The 19758-nt window shown below is 66.1% G+C and carries 13 protein-coding genes; 2 read left to right on the forward strand and 11 right to left on the reverse strand.

Annotation, left to right across the window (positions count from 1 at the left end; all coding sequences use genetic code 11):
* Positions 1-25: 25 nt before the first annotated feature.
* The 6 genes from KYG_RS24950 to KYG_RS00480 form a co-directional block, all read right to left on the reverse strand.
* The gene (locus KYG_RS24950; RefSeq protein WP_008902857.1) at positions 26-3406 is read right to left on the reverse strand and encodes a diguanylate cyclase domain-containing protein; all 3381 of its coding nucleotides are present in this window, start codon (positions 3404-3406) and stop codon (positions 26-28) included.
* A gap of 13 nt (positions 3407-3419) precedes the next feature.
* Entirely contained in the window at positions 3420-5180 is a 1761-nt protein-coding gene (locus KYG_RS00460; RefSeq protein ID WP_008902858.1) for a diguanylate cyclase, read from the reverse strand.
* Between the two features lie 44 nt (positions 5181-5224).
* On the reverse strand, positions 5225-6700 hold the full coding sequence (locus tag KYG_RS00465; protein WP_008902859.1) for an oxygenase MpaB family protein: 1476 nt from the start codon (positions 6698-6700) through the stop codon (positions 5225-5227).
* Positions 6697-7521, reverse strand: coding sequence for a carotenoid biosynthesis protein (locus tag KYG_RS00470; protein WP_008902860.1), 825 nt, complete (start codon positions 7519-7521; stop codon positions 6697-6699). The genes KYG_RS00465 and KYG_RS00470 overlap by 4 nt, the downstream gene beginning before the upstream one ends.
* A gap of 128 nt (positions 7522-7649) precedes the next feature.
* Complete coding sequence (locus KYG_RS00475) at positions 7650-8471, reverse strand: alpha/beta fold hydrolase (RefSeq protein ID WP_008902861.1); 822 nt, start codon at positions 8469-8471, stop codon at positions 7650-7652.
* 64 nt (positions 8472-8535) lie between these two features.
* Positions 8536-9363: a proteasome-type protease gene (locus KYG_RS00480; protein ID WP_008902862.1), complete on the reverse strand. Its 828-nt coding sequence runs from the start codon at positions 9361-9363 to the stop codon at positions 8536-8538.
* A gap of 287 nt (positions 9364-9650) precedes the next feature.
* Here KYG_RS00480 and KYG_RS00485 point away from each other — a divergent pair, with 287 nt between their 5' ends.
* A complete protein-coding gene (locus KYG_RS00485) occupies positions 9651-10862 on the forward strand; it encodes a S9 family peptidase (protein ID WP_034692371.1) in 1212 nt (403 codons plus the stop codon).
* Between the two features lie 38 nt (positions 10863-10900).
* On the opposite strand, the gene KYG_RS00490 is transcribed toward KYG_RS00485, so the two are convergent.
* The 5 genes from KYG_RS00490 to mutS all read right to left on the reverse strand — a co-directional run bounded on the left by KYG_RS00490 (position 10901) and on the right by mutS (position 17818).
* Positions 10901-11167, reverse strand: a complete 267-nt coding sequence (locus KYG_RS00490; RefSeq protein WP_008902864.1) for a hypothetical protein — start codon at positions 11165-11167, stop codon at positions 10901-10903.
* A 1-nt stretch (position 11168) separates the two neighbouring features.
* Complete coding sequence (locus tag KYG_RS24955; protein ID WP_008902865.1) at positions 11169-14210, reverse strand: DNA methyltransferase; 3042 nt, start codon at positions 14208-14210, stop codon at positions 11169-11171.
* A gap of 219 nt (positions 14211-14429) precedes the next feature.
* Positions 14430-14741 carry a CcdB family protein gene (locus tag KYG_RS00500; protein WP_008902866.1) on the reverse strand — a complete coding sequence of 104 codons (312 nt, stop codon included), beginning with the start codon at positions 14739-14741 and terminating at the stop codon, positions 14430-14432.
* Positions 14728-15129, reverse strand: coding sequence for a hypothetical protein (locus tag KYG_RS00505; protein ID WP_008902867.1), 402 nt, complete (start codon positions 15127-15129; stop codon positions 14728-14730). Before KYG_RS00505 ends, KYG_RS00500 begins: the two co-directional genes overlap by 14 nt.
* A 67-nt stretch (positions 15130-15196) precedes the next feature.
* Complete coding sequence (gene mutS / locus KYG_RS00510) at positions 15197-17818, reverse strand: DNA mismatch repair protein MutS (protein WP_008902868.1); 2622 nt, start codon at positions 17816-17818, stop codon at positions 15197-15199.
* A gap of 221 nt (positions 17819-18039) precedes the next feature.
* Between mutS and KYG_RS00515 the strand changes: the two genes are divergently transcribed.
* On the forward strand, positions 18040-19758 hold a 1719-nt coding region (locus KYG_RS00515), incomplete at its 3' end, for a sensor domain-containing diguanylate cyclase (RefSeq protein ID WP_008902869.1).

The following is a 19758-nucleotide window of genomic DNA, read 5'->3' on the forward strand; positions in this document are numbered from 1 at the left end:
CGCTGCACGTTTTTGTCGCGTGGCTCTACGGGCCTGGCAGGCGGATGCTTTGCTGGAAGTGGAAAAAATTCCCGGGGTCGTACTGCGCCTTGACATGCTGGAGTTGCGGGTAGGCCGGGCCCCAGTAGGCGTGGGCGAAGTCCTCAAGGCGTGCGTCCGGGTAGTTCTGGTACACATGTCCGTTCAGGAAGGGCCTGACCAGGTTCATGAACCCGTCGAGCCAGGCTTCCATCCGGGCTCGCTCCGTGTCATCGGTCCAGAACACGTCCGCCACGAGGTTCGCATCCACATGGCGGTGGATGAAAGCGCTGTCGGCCTCCGGATAGCGGTTGATGGCGCCGCCATAGGGTTCCAGATAGGCCAGCGACCAGGGGTTGGGCGAGGTCTTGAAGTAGTCGATGATGCGTTGCCAGTCGGCCTTTGACAGCGGCGTGCTGATGTAGCCGCAGGCCTTGGTTTCTGCCACGTGCTCGGGCAGCCCGTCTGGCAAGGTGTAGGGATGGTCTTCCAGCCAGAGGTTCATGTCCGGGTAGGTTCCCGACCGGTCCACCAGCAGTTGCGCGCCAGGGATCGCCAACAGTTCTGCGATGGCTTTCAGGCCCGCATCGCGCGTGCCGCAGAGCATGCCCTGCACCATGTAGACCGGCTGCCCGCCCTGAAATCCGAGGTTCATCATGTAGCCCAGCGCATCCGGGGCGCCGGTTCGCATGTAGCGGGCCTGCAGGGTGGTCAGAGCCTCGGCGGCGTGTGCGGCATCCCAGCTGATGGACCAGGCCCATACCTGTTCCAGCCGGTGCATGTGGTAGGTGACCTGCAGCATCACGCCAAAATTGCCGCCGGTGCCGCCCCGCATGGCCCAGTAGAGCCCCGGATTTTCCTGCGCGCTGGCCGTGACGATGCTGCCGTTGGCCAGCGCCACCCGGAACGATTCCACCAGATCACTCTGGATGCCGAAGGCCCGCGAGGTATAGCCATAGCCGCCGCCCTGCACGAAGCCTCCCACGCACACGCTGCCACAGGCCCCGGTGGGAACATGCCAGCCGGTGTGGTTCATGGCGCCGTTGAAATGGTCGAAATCGGTGCCCGGCAGCACATGCACGCATTCGCGGGGGCGGTCGAGCACCACGCCTTTCATGTCGCTCAGGTCAATCACCATGCCGCTGTTGACCGAGTAGCCGGCCGTGCTGTGGCCGCCGCAGCGCACGGCCACCCACACGTTGAAGGCACGGGCCACGGCCAGGCATTCGAGCACATCGTGCTCGCACGCGCAGTACACGATGATCTCGGGGTACGCCTGGAACGCAGGGTTGGATTCCCGCCGGGCCGTGTCGTAGTCGGGGCTGGTGGGCAGCACGATGCGGCCCACCAGTCGGGCCTCCAGCGCCGCCACGGCGTCCCAGGTCAGGGCTGCGCCCGTCGCGTTCCGTGCGGCCTGTTGGGTGGCCAATGCCCGCAAGCGCGCAATGCGGGCGCCCTTGGCAATGCGGGAGGGGCTTTTGCGGTGGGCCATGGCGAACGATCCTCGGGTGAACGCGAAGCCCCGTGTGTACCGGAAGCCGGGGCGTTTGACCAGTTCGAAATGGCCAGGTGGGACGGGCGCAGACCCGGGGCCCCAGGCCGATGACAGTGCCAGATCGCCGGTGTTGCGGCGCAGGCAGAACTTGCCGCCCTGCTTGCCGCTGTACATGGCAGCGTCGGCCAGCTTGAGCAGGCCCAGTGCATCGTTGCTGTCGTCCGGCGCGATCGCGTAGCCGATCGTCAGCCCCACCTGCACCTGCAGGTTGCCCAGCGAGAAGGGCGTACGGAACGCATCCAGCAGCTTGTATCCCAGCTCCTGGGCCTGCTGTGCGCTGCTGAGCTGCCCCGTCATCACCACGAATTCATCGCCCCCCAGGCGGGCGACTACATCGGACTGGCGCACATGGCTTTGAAGGCGGCGGGTCACTGCGATCAGAAGCTCGTCGCCCACATCGTGACCGTGCCGGTCGTTGACCGGCTTGAAACCGTCGAGATCCATCACGTAGACCGCCAGCAGCTTGTCAGGACCGCAACGTGCCAGTGCCGAGGCCAGGGAAATGTTGAGGCCGCGGCGGTTGGGCAGGCCGGTCAGGGGGTCGGTATGCGCCAAAGAACGCATGACATCGCGCTCGCGGTTGGCATCCAGTGCCTCCAGGCGCAGCGCCTTGGTGCGCAGGCCCAGCACACGCATGAACAGGAGCATGTCCAGCGTGGCGCCAAACTGGAAGGAGTGGAGGGTCCAGAAATTCACGGGCACCCAGCCCCGGATCACACCGATGACCGTCGCCGTCGCCACAAAGTAGACCAGCCATGCCAGCAGCAGGCTGGTGCCCACCGGATCGCCCTGGCGTGCACGCCGCACCGCCCCGGGTATGCCCATCAGCGCCGGCACCAGCCCCAGGATGCTGACCACGCCGGTAATGGCGCGGGTACTCAGGAGGTCGAGGGCATACGCCAGCCCCAGCACTGCGCACAGGATGGCTCCGCCGCGCATGGTCCGCAGCAGCAGGCTCCTGGGGCGGTGCCCGGCCAGGGCCTGGCTGATGAACAGGAACGAGCCGCAGGTTGCCATCAGGGCAGACAGGCCGGCTGCATGGCTTTCCATCCACGGGTTGTCGCGCCAAAGGTATTGCGTGCCCAGCCCGAACAGGTGGAGCGAGAACAAAAGGCTGCCCATCAGCAACAGTGCGTACTGTATGAACAGCACGTCGCGCAGGTTGACCCACTGTGCCAGGCTGTAAATGAGCAGGCAAAGCGCCAAGCCCGTCAGGATCCCCTGCAGCATCTGCTCGTTCAGGGCTCGGCTGTGCCAGGCGGTTGGCTTGTTCAGCGTGATGGGCAGCACCATCGCGCCGCGCGTCTCGATGCGCAACAGCAAGTCGTAGCTTTGCCCCGGCCGCAGCTGCATCCCCAGGGAATGCGACCGGCTGAGCAACGGGCGCTGGGAGAACGGCTGCAGGCTGCCCAGGGTGGCTTGCCGCAGCACCTGGCCGTTGGCGGTCAGATAGATCTCGACCCGGTTCAGAACCGGGTAGTCGATGTCCAGCACCCAGATGCCGTCCGACGTTGTCGAAACAGAGACGGGAATGCGCAGCCACATGGGGTCGGCCTGTACGCCCAGCGTGCCGTCGGTGCCAGGCGGCCGCACAAACGCGGCCGACCGCGCCAGCATGTCCTGCACCGACAGCGTGCGCGACGGGTCCGGGAGAATGGACACGGCCGACCATGCCTCGATGGTCGGCATGTCATCGCGCAGCACCAGCGGGTTGCCGGCAGCCCTGGCATCGGCGCCTGCAGCCAGCACCACCAGCCACACCAGGCATGCTGCCGCCCATCGAATGACCAGCGCGGACCATCTCTGCAGCGGTGGGGGGCAGGTGGTACGCATTGCGGAAATTCTCTCAGGACGAAAGCGCGAGCTCACCACTGTTGCGCCGCACGGAGTGTTTGCCGCTTTGCTTGCCGGCGTACATGGCGGCATCGGCCAACCGGATCAGTGCCTGGGCGTCGTCCGTGTCGAGCGGTGCCAGCGCGTAGCCGATGGTCAGCCCCACCTTCAGGCGCAGATGGCTGAGCGCAAACGGCGTATCGAAGGCACGCAGCAAAGAACGGCCGAGCTCCTGCGCCGCCTCGGGCGTCTCCAGGTTGCGGGCCATGATGATGAACTCATCCCCGCCCAGTCGGGCGACCACGTCGGTGTCGTGGCGCACATTGGCTTGCAGCCTGTGGCCCACGGCCACCAGCAGATCGTCTCCCACATCGTGGCCATACGAGTCATTGACCGGCTTGAAGCCGTCCAGATCCATCAGGTACACCGCCACCAGGCTGCGGGGGGACGCGGTCGTCAAAGCGATCTGCAAGGCATGCTGCAGGCCGCGGCGGTTGTACAGGCCGGTGAGCGGGTCGCTGTGGGCCAGCGAATGCATGATGTCCCGCTCGCGAATGGCCTCCTGTGCCTCGACCCGCACGGCCTGCGCACGCAGCGCCAGTACCCGCAGAAAAAGCAGCATGTCCACCGTGGCGCCAAACTGGAACGAGTGCAGCGTCCAGAAGTTGGCCGGCACCCAGCCCGCGACAAGGCACACCATGACACCTGCGGCCACCCCATAGACGATCCAGGCCACCAGCAAGGTGGTGCCGATCGGGTCCTTCTGGCGGACCCGTGCGATGGCGGCGGGCAGACTGATCAGCGACGGCAGTGGCCCGGCCAGGCTCATGAAGGCAATGGCCGCGGGCACGCTCAACACGCCGAGCACCAGGGCAGCGCAGACCAGCGCCGTGACTGCTGCGCCCGCGCGCATGGCACGCGCGTAGAGGCTGCGCGACGCGTTGCCCGCGAGGATGTGACCCAGGAAGAGGAAGGAACCGGCCAGCGCAATAAGCCCCGTTGCCGGTCCGGCATACCGGTGCATCCACAGGTTGCCAGACCACAGGAACTGCGCACCCGTGCCGAAAACCTGCAGTGAGAACCCCGCACTGCCGAACACCACCAGGGCATAGAAACCGAACAAACGCTCACGCTGCGTGGCCCACTGAAAGAGGCTGTACACCAGAAGGCAGAGCGCCACCCCGTTGAGCACGCCCTGCAGCATCTGCTCGCGCAGTGCCTGGTTCAACTGATAGGGCATCTCGCCCAGCGTGATCGGCAGGATCAGTGGCCCCGTGGCTTGCACCCGTATCAGCAGGTCATAGGGCTGCCCGGCCTGCAGATCAAACGCCATCGCGGGCGTTCGGGTGGACAACTGCGTCTCACCCGGCCGGCTGGTGCTGACCTGCTGGATCACCTGGCCGCCTTTGACCAGATAAATCTCCGCCTGAAGCGAGCTGTAGCCAATATCAACCACCCAAGGCGTGCGCAGTGGCTCGGGGGCGATGAGTGGGATGTGCAGCCACATTGCGGCCTTGCGTACGCCCAGCGAGCCGTCGGGCGCAGTGGGGGCCTCGAACTCGTCCAGGCGCTCCAGCATGTCCTGTACCGACAGCTTGTAGCTGGCATCCGCCTTGAGCGTGATGGCATCCCAGGCGTTCACATGCGGCCTGTCCTGTGGCAACACCAGGGGCTTGCCTGCGTGTGCATTCAAGGGCAGTGCCATTGGCAGTACCAGGCAGAGCAGTGCAGTCGCCACGCCGCAGCGCTTGCCCCAGCGAAGCCGGGCCGACATTAGAAGAGTGCAGAGCAGTGCGTACATCGGCATGGGAGCAACAGTCAGGGGGAAGGGCGGGCTGGTGCCGGGCTTGTCACCTGCGCCTTGCCTGCCAGGCCCATGCCCCAGCTGCCGCGGGTGGTCAGGCGGTCTTCCAGCCTGTTCAGCCAGCCTGGCGCATGGCGGTCATCGCTCCAGCTGTGCACCACATCGTCCACCTGGTTGAGCAGCTCCGTGGGAAGCTGCAGCGGGCGCGTCTGGCTCATCAGCACACGGCTCATGAAGTGATAGCCGAGCACCCGCGTGAGCGCCCGCACGATCGAAAAACGCGGCCTGACCCAGCGCACAACGGTGTCGATGATGCGCGCCACCAGCAAGACGCCCCAGAAGAGCACCGCGGACCGCCAGGGCACCGGCTGCGTGAGCCCCAGGTCGCTGGCTGTGGCGCGACCGCACAGGTAGCGCGTCATGAGTTGCGGGAAGGGCTTCACGATCCGCCAGGGCAGGGAGTTTTCCATGGTGTGCATCAGGGCCTGGCCCAGCGCAGGGCGCGGGTCGGGCGCCACGGGCGCGGCCCGGCCCCTGGCCTGCATCTGTGCCATCAGGGCCTGGCCCTGGTCCATGGTCTCGACCATCAGCGCGCGTTCGATACCCAGGATATGCCCCACCACGTTCCAGGCGTGCAGATAGGCCTCTTCATCGGCCTGGGGCAAGCCAATGCCCAGGCGGCGCAGGCTGCGCAGGAAAACATACCCGAAGGTGAGCAAGGTGTAGGCCAGCTCTTCCTGATTGCAGGGCAGGCCGTTGGCCTGCAGGTTCCAGCCCCGGGCGTACAGCGTCTGGAACAGCGCCTGGCGGCCACCCTGTCGCGGCATGGCCTGCGGCGCAACGGACCCGCCGCCGCCTTCCAGCATCCGCGCCACTGCACTTTGCGGGCTGCCGTGCAGGATCAGGTTGCGGATGGTGGCGTGGATCAGCCGGACCTTGAGCACCTGCGCCACGCCCGCGCCGCGCGGGCCCAGGCCGCCGTGCATCATCACCGGAAAGATCATCGCCGCGGTGGACCGGATGCGGTACTCGGCGTTCTGCTCGAGCTGTCCGGATGTGTGCAGCACGCTGGAGAGGTCAGGAATCACATAGCACTCGGGCAGGCTCGCGCAAAACAGCAGGATGCACGACAGCGCTCCGTGCTCCATGAACAGCTTCTCGGCGCGCTCGATCTTGCGTGCGTCGGCCCAGGGCGGCAGCACCTGCGCAGTCTGCACATAGTGGTTCAGCGCCAGCGACATGGCCGCATCCACGCCATCACCGTGGGCGGTCCAGCCCTGCAGGCTGGCGTTGTCCTCCCACTGCGCAAAAAGGCGGTTCACGGTGTCGATGCGTGCCCATTGCGGTGCGTCCACGCCCACATCGCCCTGTGGCCATTCGCCCAGAATGCGTTCAAGGGTCTGGTCTGCCAACGGGTCTGCATGGTGCTGCATCGCCGCCAGTTCGGCGTCTGACAGCTTGCTGTGCGTGTGGCCATGGGCCCGGTTCATACGCGTACCTCCCGCGCTGCGGCGCGCCAGCGCTGCAGGCCGGCCAGGGCGCATAGCAGCGGAATGCCCATGACAAAGGGTGCGATCGAGCGGATTTCGACCGGATTGCCCAGCACCATCTGAAACACCATGCCCGAGGCGTAGATCGCCAGCGGCACCATGGCATGCCGTGGCAGGAACCGGCCGCCCGGTTGCAGAGCACGGTGGCGCACCGATAGCCGAAAGCCGAAGATGATGACAAACGCCACAAATACCCAGCCAAAAAAGCCCTGCACGGTTTCCCCGAACCAGGCGCCATCGGTCTTGGCCATGATCCACGCCTTCAGGGTGTAGACCAGATAAGGGTCGGCCCCCAGGTCGAAGGCGGTCACGATCATGGCCGCCAAAAATGACAGCATGACGGCATTGCCCAGCCCGGGCGCCGCATCTACAGGCGACTGCCACACGATGAGGTTGCTGATCACATAGCCCGAGTACGCCAGCGCGAACCACATCATCGGGATGACGATGGGCACATCCACCAGGCGCGCGCCCAGCACATCGGTGTAGGTGTAGTGGCCAAAGAACCAGCCGTGCGTGGTTCCCATCTGCTCTGCAAACCAGCCAAAGCCCACCGCGATGGCCACGAACTGCAGGGCCACCCGCGCGCCCAGCAGGTGGGTGGCACTGGCCCAGCAGCACGCGAACATCAGTACCGACGCGAGCACGATGGCGATCGTGGTGTCGTTGTGGGTGCGCGCAGCCGTGGCTGCCAGATAGGCAGACAGTAGGACAAAGCTCAGCGCCGGCAGGCGCCTGGCCAAGGGGGATTGCGCAGGCATGGTGGCTGTATCACGCTGTAACAATCCTCCAGTGTAGGGGATGGAGGCGTGAAAGCCTCCGCTGGCTACCCCCAACTTCGCGTACTACCTGCTTTTTGGTGCAGGTTTACAACCCGTTGGTGTGATTTTTAGCGGTGTTGCGGCTTGAATGCCGCGAGATTGAGGAGCGAAGCCTCAATGGCCGCTGCTGTGGCCACCGGTTGCTCCATGGGGAACAGGTGGCTGCCATCGAGCATCATGGTGCGGCCTTCGGTGATGCGCAGCGTCATGGCCATGCCCACCTGCTTCATCTCGTCCGAATCCCGTCCGCCGATGAATGCTGCCGGGCAGCGTAGCGGGTGGGTGCTGAGCAGGCGGCCCAGGTTGTGCGGCAGCGTGTTGTAGATCGCGGTCTCCACGGCGCGGTCGAAGCCCAGCACACGTTTGCCCTCGTGGTCGCGCAGGCCATGGGTGATGTAGTCCTGCAGCACCTCGGGGTTCCAGCGGGCAAAGGCTTTTTTCTTTCGAAAGTGCTCCAGCGCCTCATCGTTGCTGGCCCAGCTGAAGCGCCGCTGCCGGCTCACCTTGCCCGGCGAGATGGAGCCCACCACCTGGGTGCGCTTGGCCACGCCCAGCGCGTTGGCCTTCCAGCCCCCCAGAAGCGGGGAGTCGATCAGCAGCACACCGCGCGCCAGCTCCGGGTGGCGCGCTGCGGCCATCACGCTCAAAAACCCGCCCAGCGAATGGCCCACCAGAAACACGGGCTCGCCCAGGCGCTTCACCTGGGCCGACGCAAAATCCGCCAGTTGCTGCACCAGATGCGGCCAGTTGTTGGTCACCGGGTATTGGGGGTCGTGGCCGAAGCTGTCGACCGCGCTGACGTCAAACCCCCGGGCCTTGAGGTGCCTGAAAAGCACACGGTAAGTGCTGGCCGGAAAGCTGTTCGCGTGCGAGAAAACGATGGGAAGCATGGAGTGGTGAGGGGGGCCGCGCGCAACACACCCTGCGGTGGCGCACCAGGCCCGCTCGGGCAGGTCAGACGAGTTTGTCCAGATGGTTCGTGATCTTCTTGAGCGGCTTGCTGCGCGAAGGGTTCACAAGGATAGGCACGCTCGTGGCGCCACCGCCCCAGGCGGGGTCTTCGATGCTGTCGAACACCTGGCGCAGCTTTTCGCCCCAGCTGTCGTGCAGCATCCGGAAATACGGGTTGTTCTCATCGATGCAGACCACCTTCTCGGTGCAAAAGCGGTCCACCTCGTACACCACCAGGTCCAGCGGCAGGCCCACGGACAGGTTGGACTTGAGCGTGCTGTCCATCGACACCAGCGCGCATTTGGCGGCTTCATCCAGCGGCGTTTCGGGGGTGAGAACGCGGTCGAGCACCGGCTTTCCGTATTTGGATTCGCCCACCTGAAAGTAGGGCGTCTCCGGCGTGGCCTCGATGAAATTGCCGGCCGAATACACCTGGAACAGGCGCATGCCCTCGCCCTTGATCTGGCCACCAAACACCATGGACACATTGAAGTCCACGCCCGAGCGCTTGAGCGCCGTGCCGTCGCGCTCATGCACATGGCGCACGGCGGCGCCCAGCACGCGGGCGGCGTCGAACATGCTCTTGGCGTTCCAGATCGAGATCGTCTCGCCCGAATCTCCGTCCTTGAGCTGCTCCGTCTGCAGGATCTCGCGCACCGACTGGGAGATGGACAGGTTGCCTGCCGACAGCAGCACCATGAAACGGTCGCCCGCCTTCTCGTACACCATCATCTTGCGAAAAGAGCTGATCTGGTCCAGGCCCGCATTGGTGCGCGAATCGGACAGGAAAACCAGCCCGGCGTTGAGTTTGATGGCGACGCAATACGTCATGAAGGAATGGCAATCGTTGGACAGGGGAGACGGGGAGTTTAAGTCGGGCGCGGCGGGCGGGCGCTGGCGCGCGCAGGGCGGGCCCGGCAGAACCCCCGATAGATCATAAAAATGATAGCTGCCAGCGCTTGATGGATAAGCGCTGGAGCCACTTTTTGCCATATAAATCGCGCCGCCGTCCTTCCGCCGATGGTTCCAGCCCGCTCGGCGGGTGGTTTTCCGGCAGCAGCGGGCAGCGCCGGGCGCACGCTCCTATCATCGGTGGCATCACCCCCGAAAGCCCCGCCATGTTCACCCTCCCGATGACGCTGTCCGCAAGTCGCCGCGCGTTGGCGCTGGCCCTCATCGCCACGCTGGCCGCCTGTGGCGGCGGGGGCAACGATGACCCCGCCGATGGCGGCACCCCGCCACCGCCGCCCCCGCCGCCGGTGCGCGCCGGCCAGCTCGAAACAGCGGCCCGCCTTGGCAGCATTGCCGCCGCCGACATTGCTGCCGCCCTGGCCGCCAAGGAGTCGCTGGCCGAGGGCGTCGTGCCGCGCTACAGCGTTACCGCCTACCGGCTCGAATACCTCACCACCGACGCCGACGGCCGCGAGGTGCGCGCCTCGGGTCTGGTCAGCGTGCCGCAAAAGCCCGCCGGCGCCCAAAGCCCCGTGCTCAGCTACCAGCACGGCACCCTGTTCCGTGATGCCGAGGCGCCCAGCAACAACGCCGTGGCGTCGGAGGTGGCGGTGGTGCTGGCGTCGCTGGGCTACATCGTGGTGGCACCCGACTACGTAGGTTTTGGTGCGTCCAGGGGCACGCCCCACCCCTACCTGCTGGCCGCGCCGTCCGCAGCCGCCACGGTGGACTTTCTGACCGCAGCCCGCACCTGGCGGGGCCAGGCTGGCGTGGCCGACAACGGCCAGCTCTTTCTGACCGGCTACTCCGAAGGCGGCTACGTCACCCTGGCCGCCCACCGCGCGCTGCAAGCCAGCGCATCACCCCACCTGCAGCAGCTGCGCATGGTGGTGCCGGGCGCCGGGCCCTACGACGTGCAGACCACCATGGACGGCCTGGTAGACCTGGTGCGGCAGGAGCAACCGGTGATCGGCGCGCTCCTTAACCCGGGGCTGCTGCGCTACCTGGGCGGCAGCGTGCAGCGCGAAGTGCGCCGCCTGCTGCTGCGCGCGCTCATCCCGGGCGATGCCGACGTGGCCTACGACACGCGCTTCATCGACCACTTTCTGGCCGACGATGTGCGGGCCCTGGACCGTGCCAGCAACGTGTACGACTGGAAACCCGGCGTGCCCGTGCGCCTGTACCACGGCCGCGATGACCGCACCGTGCCCTACGCCAGCTCGGTCAGCACCGTGCGCGCCATGCAGCAGCGGGGCGCGGGCGACCTGGTGAGCCTGACCGAATGCCGCGCGCAGCCCGTGGCCGGGCACCTGCAATGCGTGCCGCCGTTCATCACCTTCATGCTGGGGCAGTTCGCAACGGTGGCGCAGGATTTGTGAGCCCGCCGCGGTGCAGCCCTGGGGGCCTGCGGCGCGGCTCATACCTCTTCCCAGAACGCCTCGATCAGCTCCCCCTGCGCGTCCAGCAGCCACCACTCGATCACCACATCCCGCGGGCCCACACCCAGAAGGCCCAGCGCCCCGCGGGGCGCCGACAGGCGCGGGCAGCGCCACAGCTGGTCGCCCGGCTGCGCCATGGCCAGCACCCGGGTGCGGATGGACTGCGGCACCACGGGGTTGTGCACATCCACCAGGCGGTCCTCGCCGTCGCCAACTTCCTCGGGTGTCGCAGGGGCAGGGCGCATGTCAGGCTCCTTCAGATGTGCAGCGTTGCAGATTCAGCGCCAGCAGGCGGCGCAGGATTTCATCATCGGGCATGTCTGCCGTGTAGTCCGCCCAGCCATAGGCTGCTGCCACCGCTGCATCCAGCTGCGCATGGGCCGCAGCCAGCCAGGCGGGGCGCTGGTTGTACAGGTTGGTGAGCGTGCGCTTGGCCAGGTCTTTTTCGAAACCGGGCTTGGGCACCGTGCGGTCGGGGTAGGGCGAGTGCTGCAGCCCCAACGGCACCACCTCGGGCACGGTGTCCGTCCACTCGGGCGGGTTCAGCCAGGCCTGGCGCAGGGCGTTCAGGCGCTGGGCGGCCTGTGCAATCGCGGTGGCCGCCTGGCGGGGTGGTATGGTTTTGATAGCTGCTGGCGCTTGATGGGCGGGCGCTAGAGGCTGATTTGGCTTGAAATCCTCTGTGGGCAAGGCGTCTGACAAAGTATCTGGAAGGTCGGCCGGAATCAGCGCGCCGCCTTCCACCGCCTCGGTGCGCTGGTGCGCGGTGTCTGCCGGGGTGAGGCCTGCGGGAAAGGGGAAGGTTTCGAAGCAGGTGGTGGGGGTGTAGCGCGGCCGGTCTTCCAGCGAGGTGCCCATGCGCAGCGCCCAGAGTTCGTGGAAGCGGCTGTGCAGGATGCCGAAGGTGGTGTCGTCGGCGCGGGCGATGGCGATGACGGTCTGATGCGGCCAAACAATGCTCGGCTGCCACACGAAAACGCGGTGTTTTGATACTTGCGAAGTCGCTAGATAACGCGGAATCTGGGCCGTCGCCGCTCGGTAGTCGGTACCTGAGCGTCCGTGGAGCCACCAGCGGGCTTTTCGACTCGCGTCGTTGCTGGCCATTCGCATCGGCTTCACGGCTTTCTCAACATGCGTGAATGGCTCCGTGTAGAGCGATGCTTCCGCAATGGGCCGACTACTGAAGTCAACCACCCATAAGCCCCGGCTTCGACTTGTAATGTCCTTGCCGTTCGTGAGTGGGCGTAACACCTCTGCGTTGGAATGTCCATGTGGGTTGGGACTTGCCAGCCACGCGATTGCTATGTCAGCCCCCACCTCGAAATCGCCCACCAGCACGGGGCCTTGAAAGCTAACTCCTGCATTGGTGCGCAAGCGTTGCGCGGTGGAGAGGTCGGTGGTGTGCTCGCCCGCAGCGTGCAAGTCGCTGTAGATTGCCGAGACGGGAGAGCCGTCGAGCAATGCAGGCTGCTCAGCAGTGCCAAACGCCACCAGCGAAACCCGCACCGCTGCACCGTTGTTCACCCACGGCTCATCGCTCCAGGCCTCAAAGATGCGCGTCTGTGTGCAGATCGCATCCAGCACCTTGCGGTTGGCGCCGCCGCGAATCGAGTTGGTGGTGACCAGCCCGGCGCGCAGCAACTGGCCTGCCGCCATCTGCGCGCGGGCCTTGTCGAACCAGTAGCACACCAGGTCGGCGCCGCCGGGCACGCGGCCTTCGTAGGTTTTGCGCAGCAGGGTGGTGGTGGCGTCGCCCAGTTCGGCGCGCATTTTCTTGTCGCCCAAAAACGGCGGGTTCCCCACCACCACATCCGCCGCAGGCCACGCGGCTTCGGCGCCGCCCTCGGCCAGCAGCGCATCGCGGCATTCGATGTGCTCCAGCGTGTCGAGCACGGGGTTGGTCTTGAACTCGTAGCCGTGCGCCAGGCGCCATTGCAGTTCGCCAATCCACACGGTGACGCGGGCCAGTTCGGCGGCGTATTCGTTCAGCTCGATGCCCAGCACGTTGTGCGGGCCGGTCACCAGGTCGGCCTCGCGGTCCAGGCCCAGTTCGGTGGCCTGCAGGTGGCTGTGGTGCTCCACATCCTTGAGGCACTTGAGGGCGAGGTACAGAAAGTTGCCGCTGCCGCAGGCCGGGTCGAGGGCGCGGAAGTGCTTGAGTTCGTCGAGCCAGGTGACGAACAGGGCGTGCGCTGCGCGGTAGTGTTTGTCGCCTTTTTTGGTGATTTTGGCCGCCAGCCCTTGTATCTGTTGCGCTACCAGCTCCCATTTTTGTAGCAATGGGCGGCGGATGACGGGGTTGATGAGGCGCTCGATGGTGGCCGGGTCGGTGTAGTGCGCGCCAAGCTGGCTGCGTTTGGCAGGGTCCAGGCCGCGTTCGAACAGGGTGCCGAAGATGGAGACGTCGATGGCGCTCCAGTCCAGGTCGGCGGCGCGGCGCAGCTCTGCCAGGTCTGGCGCGGAAAGGGCGGGCACGGCGATGGTCTGGAACAGCCCGCCGTTGAACCACGGAATGTCGTCCACGCCGTAGAGGCCGCCGTCTTTCATGGCGCTGAACAACTGCGTGAGCCCCTGGCCGAGGCGTTCGGGCGTGGCTTGCTTGTTGTTGAGCAAGCGCTCGAACATGCGCCCCGGCAGCAGGCCCACGTCTTCGGCAAAGAAGCAGAACAGGCACTGCGTGAGGAAGTGCGCCACCTGGTTGGCGCGCTGCTGCTGGCTGGCGGCGGCTTCATCGTTGGTTGCGCCGCGCTGGCGCAGGCCTTCGGCCAGGGCGGCAAAGCTGCGGGCGGCGGCCTCGGTGATGTCGCGGTTGGTCTGGCGCGGCTTGAAACTTTCTGGGGCCTGCCAGATGCGGCGCAGCAGGGCCAGCTTGTCCGGCTGGTCCATCTCGTCGATGGCGACGGTGTGCGTGGCGCTGGGGTGGCCCGTGAACTGGGTGTGGATGCGGATGCTGAGCCGATCGGACACGACCAGGATGGGCGGGTTGGACAGCGCCAGGCTGTAGGTGAGCAGTTGCTTGAGCGCGGTGTCGAGGTTTTTGCCGGGCGCTTTGTTCTCCCACGCAAACACGCCGCGCATGAAAACGTCGCAATAGCCCGTCTTGCCGCCAATGACCGCACTTTTTTCTTCAAACCGGTAGCCCTCGGCACTGCCGGGCTTGGGCACGCCGAGCAGTTCGCACAGGTCCAGAAAGTGGCTTTGCGCGCCTTGTTCTTCGTTCAGGGCGTAGGCCGGGCCGGGCACGCCACCGGGCGCGCCCCATTTGGCGATGAAGTCTTGGGGGGTCATGGGTTACTTTGGTTGCTCGGCCGTTGGCCTGTACGCCAGCGGCGTACGCGCTGGGAGTACGGCTCGCGTTGCTCGGCCCAAGCGTTGTATTGGTTGACTTCAGCCGTGGATGCCAAGGCCAACGATGGCGGAATGAGGGCGCTGCTGGCCTCGACATTGTTGGGCAGGGCCATCGCCGGGGGTGTTGTTTCCCTTGGGCACATGGGGCACCGTGGGTGGTTAGTAGCCATGCAGGGCGTAGTCGAGTGCGTCCCAGATGGCCTGGGCATCTTGGCCGAGATTGGCGAGTGGACTGCGGAGTTCGCCAGGTTCAAAGGAACCGATGGCCAAAGTCTCCAGCACGAAAGCCTGCCCTGCCACCTCCAGCTTGGGGTTCAGCACTGTGGCGTGTTGTGGGTTGTCCAGGGGGGCGAGTGGAACCGCCATGACGGCGACAGGGCGCTTGAGGAAATGGCTTTGCACTTGCACCACGTAGGGGTGGGTGGCGCGCAACTCCTCCAGCGGGTTCGGGTAGACGTCAAACTGCGCCATCGGTTGCTGCTGCCTGCTGCGCTTTGGCCTTGCGCCACTCGTGAATGCGGCGCGCCATGGAGCCAATGTTGGCCATGCGCTGGTTCATGGCCTCAATGGCTTCCTTGTTTTCTTCTTCCCACTGGTTGCGCGCGGCTTCCATTTCAGCCGGGCTGCGTGCGGCTGCGGCAGCGCGGCGCGCCAGGCGCTCGGGGGTGAGCCAGCCATCTCCGCTGGTTGACGTGGCGGCGTAGCGGGCGGGCTCCTCCTGTGCGGTGAGGGGGGCGGGCACCACTTTCACCGGCATCAGCGTGATGGTGCCGTCGGGCGCCGTTTGCACCTCGAACAACTGCCCGGCGTACTTCTTGCCCAGCGATATCTGGCCGCTGGCGCCCACTTCCTTGAGCATGGCGTGCTCCTTCAAAAAACGTCATGCCATCATGCGGCATGAAATGGAGGGAGTCAAACCAGGTCGATCAGGCCCGCACCATCTTCTTGAGCTGGTACAGCGCATCCAGCGCCTCGCGGGGGCTCAATGTGTCGGGGTTGATGGCGGTCAGTGCGGCTTCCAGCGGGCTGGCGCCCGCGCTCTCGGGCACCTCGGGGGCGGCGAACAGGTCTACCTGCAAATCATCTTCACCCGCGCGTTCTTCGAGCGCGGCCAGCGCATGCCTTGCGTGGTGCAGCACGGGCGAGGGCATGCCCGCCAGCTTGGCCACCTGGATGCCGTAGCTGCGGCTGGCCGGGCCGGGCTGGATCTCGTGCAGGAAGACGATGTCGGTGCCGCTCTCGGTGGCGCTCACATGCATGTTGATCGCGTGGCGCGCCTTGGCGGGCAGCTCCGTCAGCTCGAAATAGTGCGTGGCAAACAGCACGAAGGCGCGGGTCTTGTCGTGCAGGTGCGTGGCAATGCCGCTGGCCAGCGCCAGGCCGTCGAACGTGCTGGTGCCCCGGCCGATCTCGTCCATCAGCACCAGGCTGTGGGGCGTGGCGGCGTGCAATATCTGCGCGGCCTCGGTCATCTCCAGCATGAAGGTGGACTGCGCGTTGGCCAGATCGTCCGCCGCGCCGATGCGGGTGTGGATGGCATCGATGGGCCCCAGCCGGCAACTGGCGGCGGGCACATGGCTGCCCATGCTGGCCAGCAGCACGATCAGCGCGACCTGGCGCATGTAGGTTGATTTACCGCCCATGTTGGGGCCGGTGATGACCTGCATGCGCGTGTTGGCGTTCAGGCGCGTGTGGTTGGCGATGAAGCTGCCGCTCGATGTCTCAGCCAGACGGGCTTCGACCACGGGGTGGCGGCCGCCCTCGATCTCGATGCACGGCTCGGGCACGAACTGCGGCGCGCACCAGTTCAGCGTGAGCGAGCGTTCGGCGAGTGTGCACAAAACGTCCAGCGTGGCCAGCGCCTGCGCCAGGCGGGTGAGGGCGGGCACGTGGGGCTGCAGCTGGTCGAGGATCTGCTCGTACAGCCATTTCTCGCGGGCCAGGGCACGTTCGTTGGCCGACAGGGCCTTGTCCTCGAAGGTTTTCAGCTCGGGTGTGATGAAGCGCTCGGCGTTTTTGAGCGTCTGGCGGCGGCGGTAGTCGTCGGGCACGCGGTCGAGGTGGCTGCCGGTCACTTCAATATAGAAGCCGTGCACCTTGTTGAACTGCACGCGCAGGTTGGGGATGCCGGTGCGCGCCTTCTCGCGGGTTTCCAGGTCCAGCAGGAAGGCGTCGCAGTTGGTCTGGATGGCGCGCAGCTCATCGAGCTCGGTGTCGAAGCCGTTGGCAATCACGCCACCGTCGCGCACCAGGGCGGCGGGCTCTTCGGCGATGGCGGCCTGCAGCAGGTCGGTGCAGCCCTCGGGCGGTTGCAGATGGCCGAAAATTTGAATCAAATAGGGCTCTAGCGCTTGTCCATTAAGCGCTAGTAGCTCTGCTTTTTGTAGCGTTTTGCCCAGGCCCACCAATTCGCGCGGGCGTACCTGGCGCAAGGCGATGCGGGCGGTGATGCGCTCGACATCGCTCACCCCTTTGAGTTCGCCGCGCAGCAAGGCCCAGGGGCCACTGCCGCCACCGGCGCCGCCCGCACCGCGCAGCGCGGTGGTGGCCGACAGTCGCTGGCGCGCTGCGGCGCGGTCGCGGCGCGGCTCCAGCAGCCAGGTCTTGAGCAGGCGGCTGCCCATGCCGGTCATGCAGGTGTCGAGCAGCGAAAACAGCGTGGGAGCATCGTCGCCACGCAGGGTCTTGACGAGTTCCAGGTTGCGGCGCGTGGTGGCGGGCAGGTCGATGAGGTCGTCGCACCGCTGCACCTGCACGCTGTGCACGTGCGTAAGCGTGCGGCCCTGCGTGTGCTCGGCATAGGTCAGCAACCCGGCAGCGGCTGCGTGCGCCTCGCCCAAGTCTTGTGCACCCCAGGCCTGCAGGCTGGCGGCGCCCAGGTTTTCGAGCAGCTTGCGCTCGCCCAGGGCGCTGTCGAACTGCCAGTCGGGCCGGGGGCTCATGGGGCAGGTGAAGGCGCCGCCCTGGCGCAGCACCTGCAGTTGTTGTTCAAAGCGTTCGGTCACCCCTGCGCTGTAGATCAATTCACTGGGCGCCACGCGGGCCAGCCAGGCGCCGAGTTCGTCCTGCGCACATTCGGCCAGGAAGACGCGGCCCTGCGTCACGCTCAGCCAGGCCAGTCCACAGCGCGCACGCGGCGCCTGGTGCACGGCCATCAGCAGCGATTCGGATTTGTCGGACAGCAGCTCCGTGTCGGTCAGCGTGCCGGGCGTGACCACGCGCACCACCTTGCGCTCCACGGGGCCCTTGCTGGCGCCCACCTCGCCCACCTGCTCGGCAATGGCCACCGACTCGCCCATCTTGATCAGGCGGGCCAGGTAGTTCTCCAGCGCGTGGAAGGGCACACCCGCCATCACCACCGGCTGACCGCCCGACTGGCCGCGCTGTGTGAGCGTGATGTCGAGCAGGCGCGCAGCCTTTTCGGCGTCTTGCCAGAAGACTTCGTAGAAGTCGCCCATGCGGTAGAACAGCAACGTCTCGGGGTACCCCGCCTTGAGCGTGAGGTACTGGGCCATCATGGGCGTGTGGTGCTCAAACGTGTCGGACATGCAGGGGGCTCTGGAATGAGGCGTGGACTGTAGCAGTTCGCCCCGCGCGCAACGGCCGGTGAGCTCGGGTTTTCCCCGAGAGGAAACATGCGGGTTTTCTTCTTTGGTTACGTTTTGACATACTCTTGCCTGTATGCTGGCACATTGGCTTTGACCGTCGGCCCCGCTGTCTGCAAGCGGGTTTCATACCATCCGCAGGCTTCAAAGGCTTCAGAGCGACCGTGATTTCGTCCGAACTGCTGACCGATCTGCTCGCCCCGTTCGGGGATGGGCCCATCGAACCCATGGCACAGGCGCGTCTGCAGGCATTGATGGACGCCGTGCCGGTGGCGTTGATGGAGTTCCGGTTGCAGGATGGCCGCCTGACGCTGCTGGCCGCCAACGCGGCCGCCCGCCGCATGCCTGGTCTGGGCGCAGTGCGCAACCCTGGTGCGGACGCCAGCGAGGTTTTTGATCTGCTGGCCGGCACGGCGCTGATGGATCAGCTCGAAGGTGTGGCCCGCATCGGCGCCCCGCTGGAATGCCGCCAGGTGGTGCGTGAACTCGGCCGGCTGCTGCTGGCCTGGGATCTGTCGGCCCGCCGTGTGACCCACGACTGCATTGTGGTCACCGTACGCGACGCGTCGGAGGCCGAGACGCTGCGGGCCGCGCTGGCGGCGTCCGAGCAGGCCCTGGAAGAAGTGCGCCGAGAACTGCGCGAGCAGACCGAGGTGTTCAACACCATGGAGAGCCTGGCCCGCACGGGCCACTGGCGCCGCATTGAAGACCCGGGTGAGACGGTGTTGCTGTGGTCCCCCGGCCTGTGTGACATTGCGGGTTTCGAGCAACAGGAATGGGTCGATCCGGAACGCGCAGTCAGTGGCATCGTGCCCGAAGACCGCCATGTGTTCGACAGGGCGCGGCAACCGGGGACGGGGCTGGATGTGGAATACCGCTGGCGCCGCCCGGATGGCGAAGTGCGGTGGATGCGCTCGCGGGTGCGCCGCACCCTGCCGCGCGATGGCGTGCAGGTGGTGATGGGCGTGGTTCAGGATGTGACCGACGAGCACCGTGCGGCCGAGCAACTGCGCGAACAGCTGCTGTTCATCCAGCGCATCGCCAGCCGCATCCCCGGCTTCATTTATGAGTACCGCCTGCATTCGGACGGGACCACCAGCGTGCAGTACATCAGCGAGGCGGTGCGTGAGTTCATGGGTGTGGAGCCGCACGAAGTCACGGCCGACCATGGCGTGCTGTTGTTGCGCGTGGTGCCCGAAGACCTGCCGCACGTGCAGCGCACGGCCATCACTTCCGTGCGCAAGCTGGTGCCGTGGCAGTGCGAATACCGCGTGCGCATGGATGACGGCAGCATCCGCTGGCACATGACCAACGCCATACCGCACCGAGAACCCGATGGCTCGGTGGTGTCGCACGGCTTCACCATGGATATCACGGACAGAAAGCGGGCTGCGCAGGAAATCGAACGCCTGGCCTTCTACGACGCCCTCACCGGCCTGCCCAACCGCCGCCTGCTGCTGGACCGCCTGCAGCGCTCCATCGCCGCCTGCCAGCGCACCAAGGCCCTGGGCGCCCTGCTGTTCATCGACCTCGATAACTTCAAGGACCTGAACGACACCCTCGGCCACGACGTGGGCGACCAGCTTCTGGCCCAGGTGGCCACCCGGCTGGTGGGCTGCGTGCGCGAAGCCGACACCGTGGCCCGCTTTGGCGGCGACGAATTCGTCGTCATGCTCGAAACCCTGGCCCCCGACCTGCAAGACGCCGCCACCCAGGCAGAAACCGTGGCCGAGAAACTCCTGGCCAGCCTGAACCAGCCGTTCGAGCTGGACGGCGCCCAGCACTACAGCACCCCCAGCATCGGCATCACCCTCTTTGGCGACGAACGCCTGTCGGTGGACGAACTCCTCAAACGCGCAGACCTGGCCATGTACCAGGCCAAA

The organism is Acidovorax sp. NO-1 (assembly GCF_000238595.1).
Lineage (GTDB): Bacteria > Pseudomonadota > Gammaproteobacteria > Burkholderiales > Burkholderiaceae_C > Acidovorax.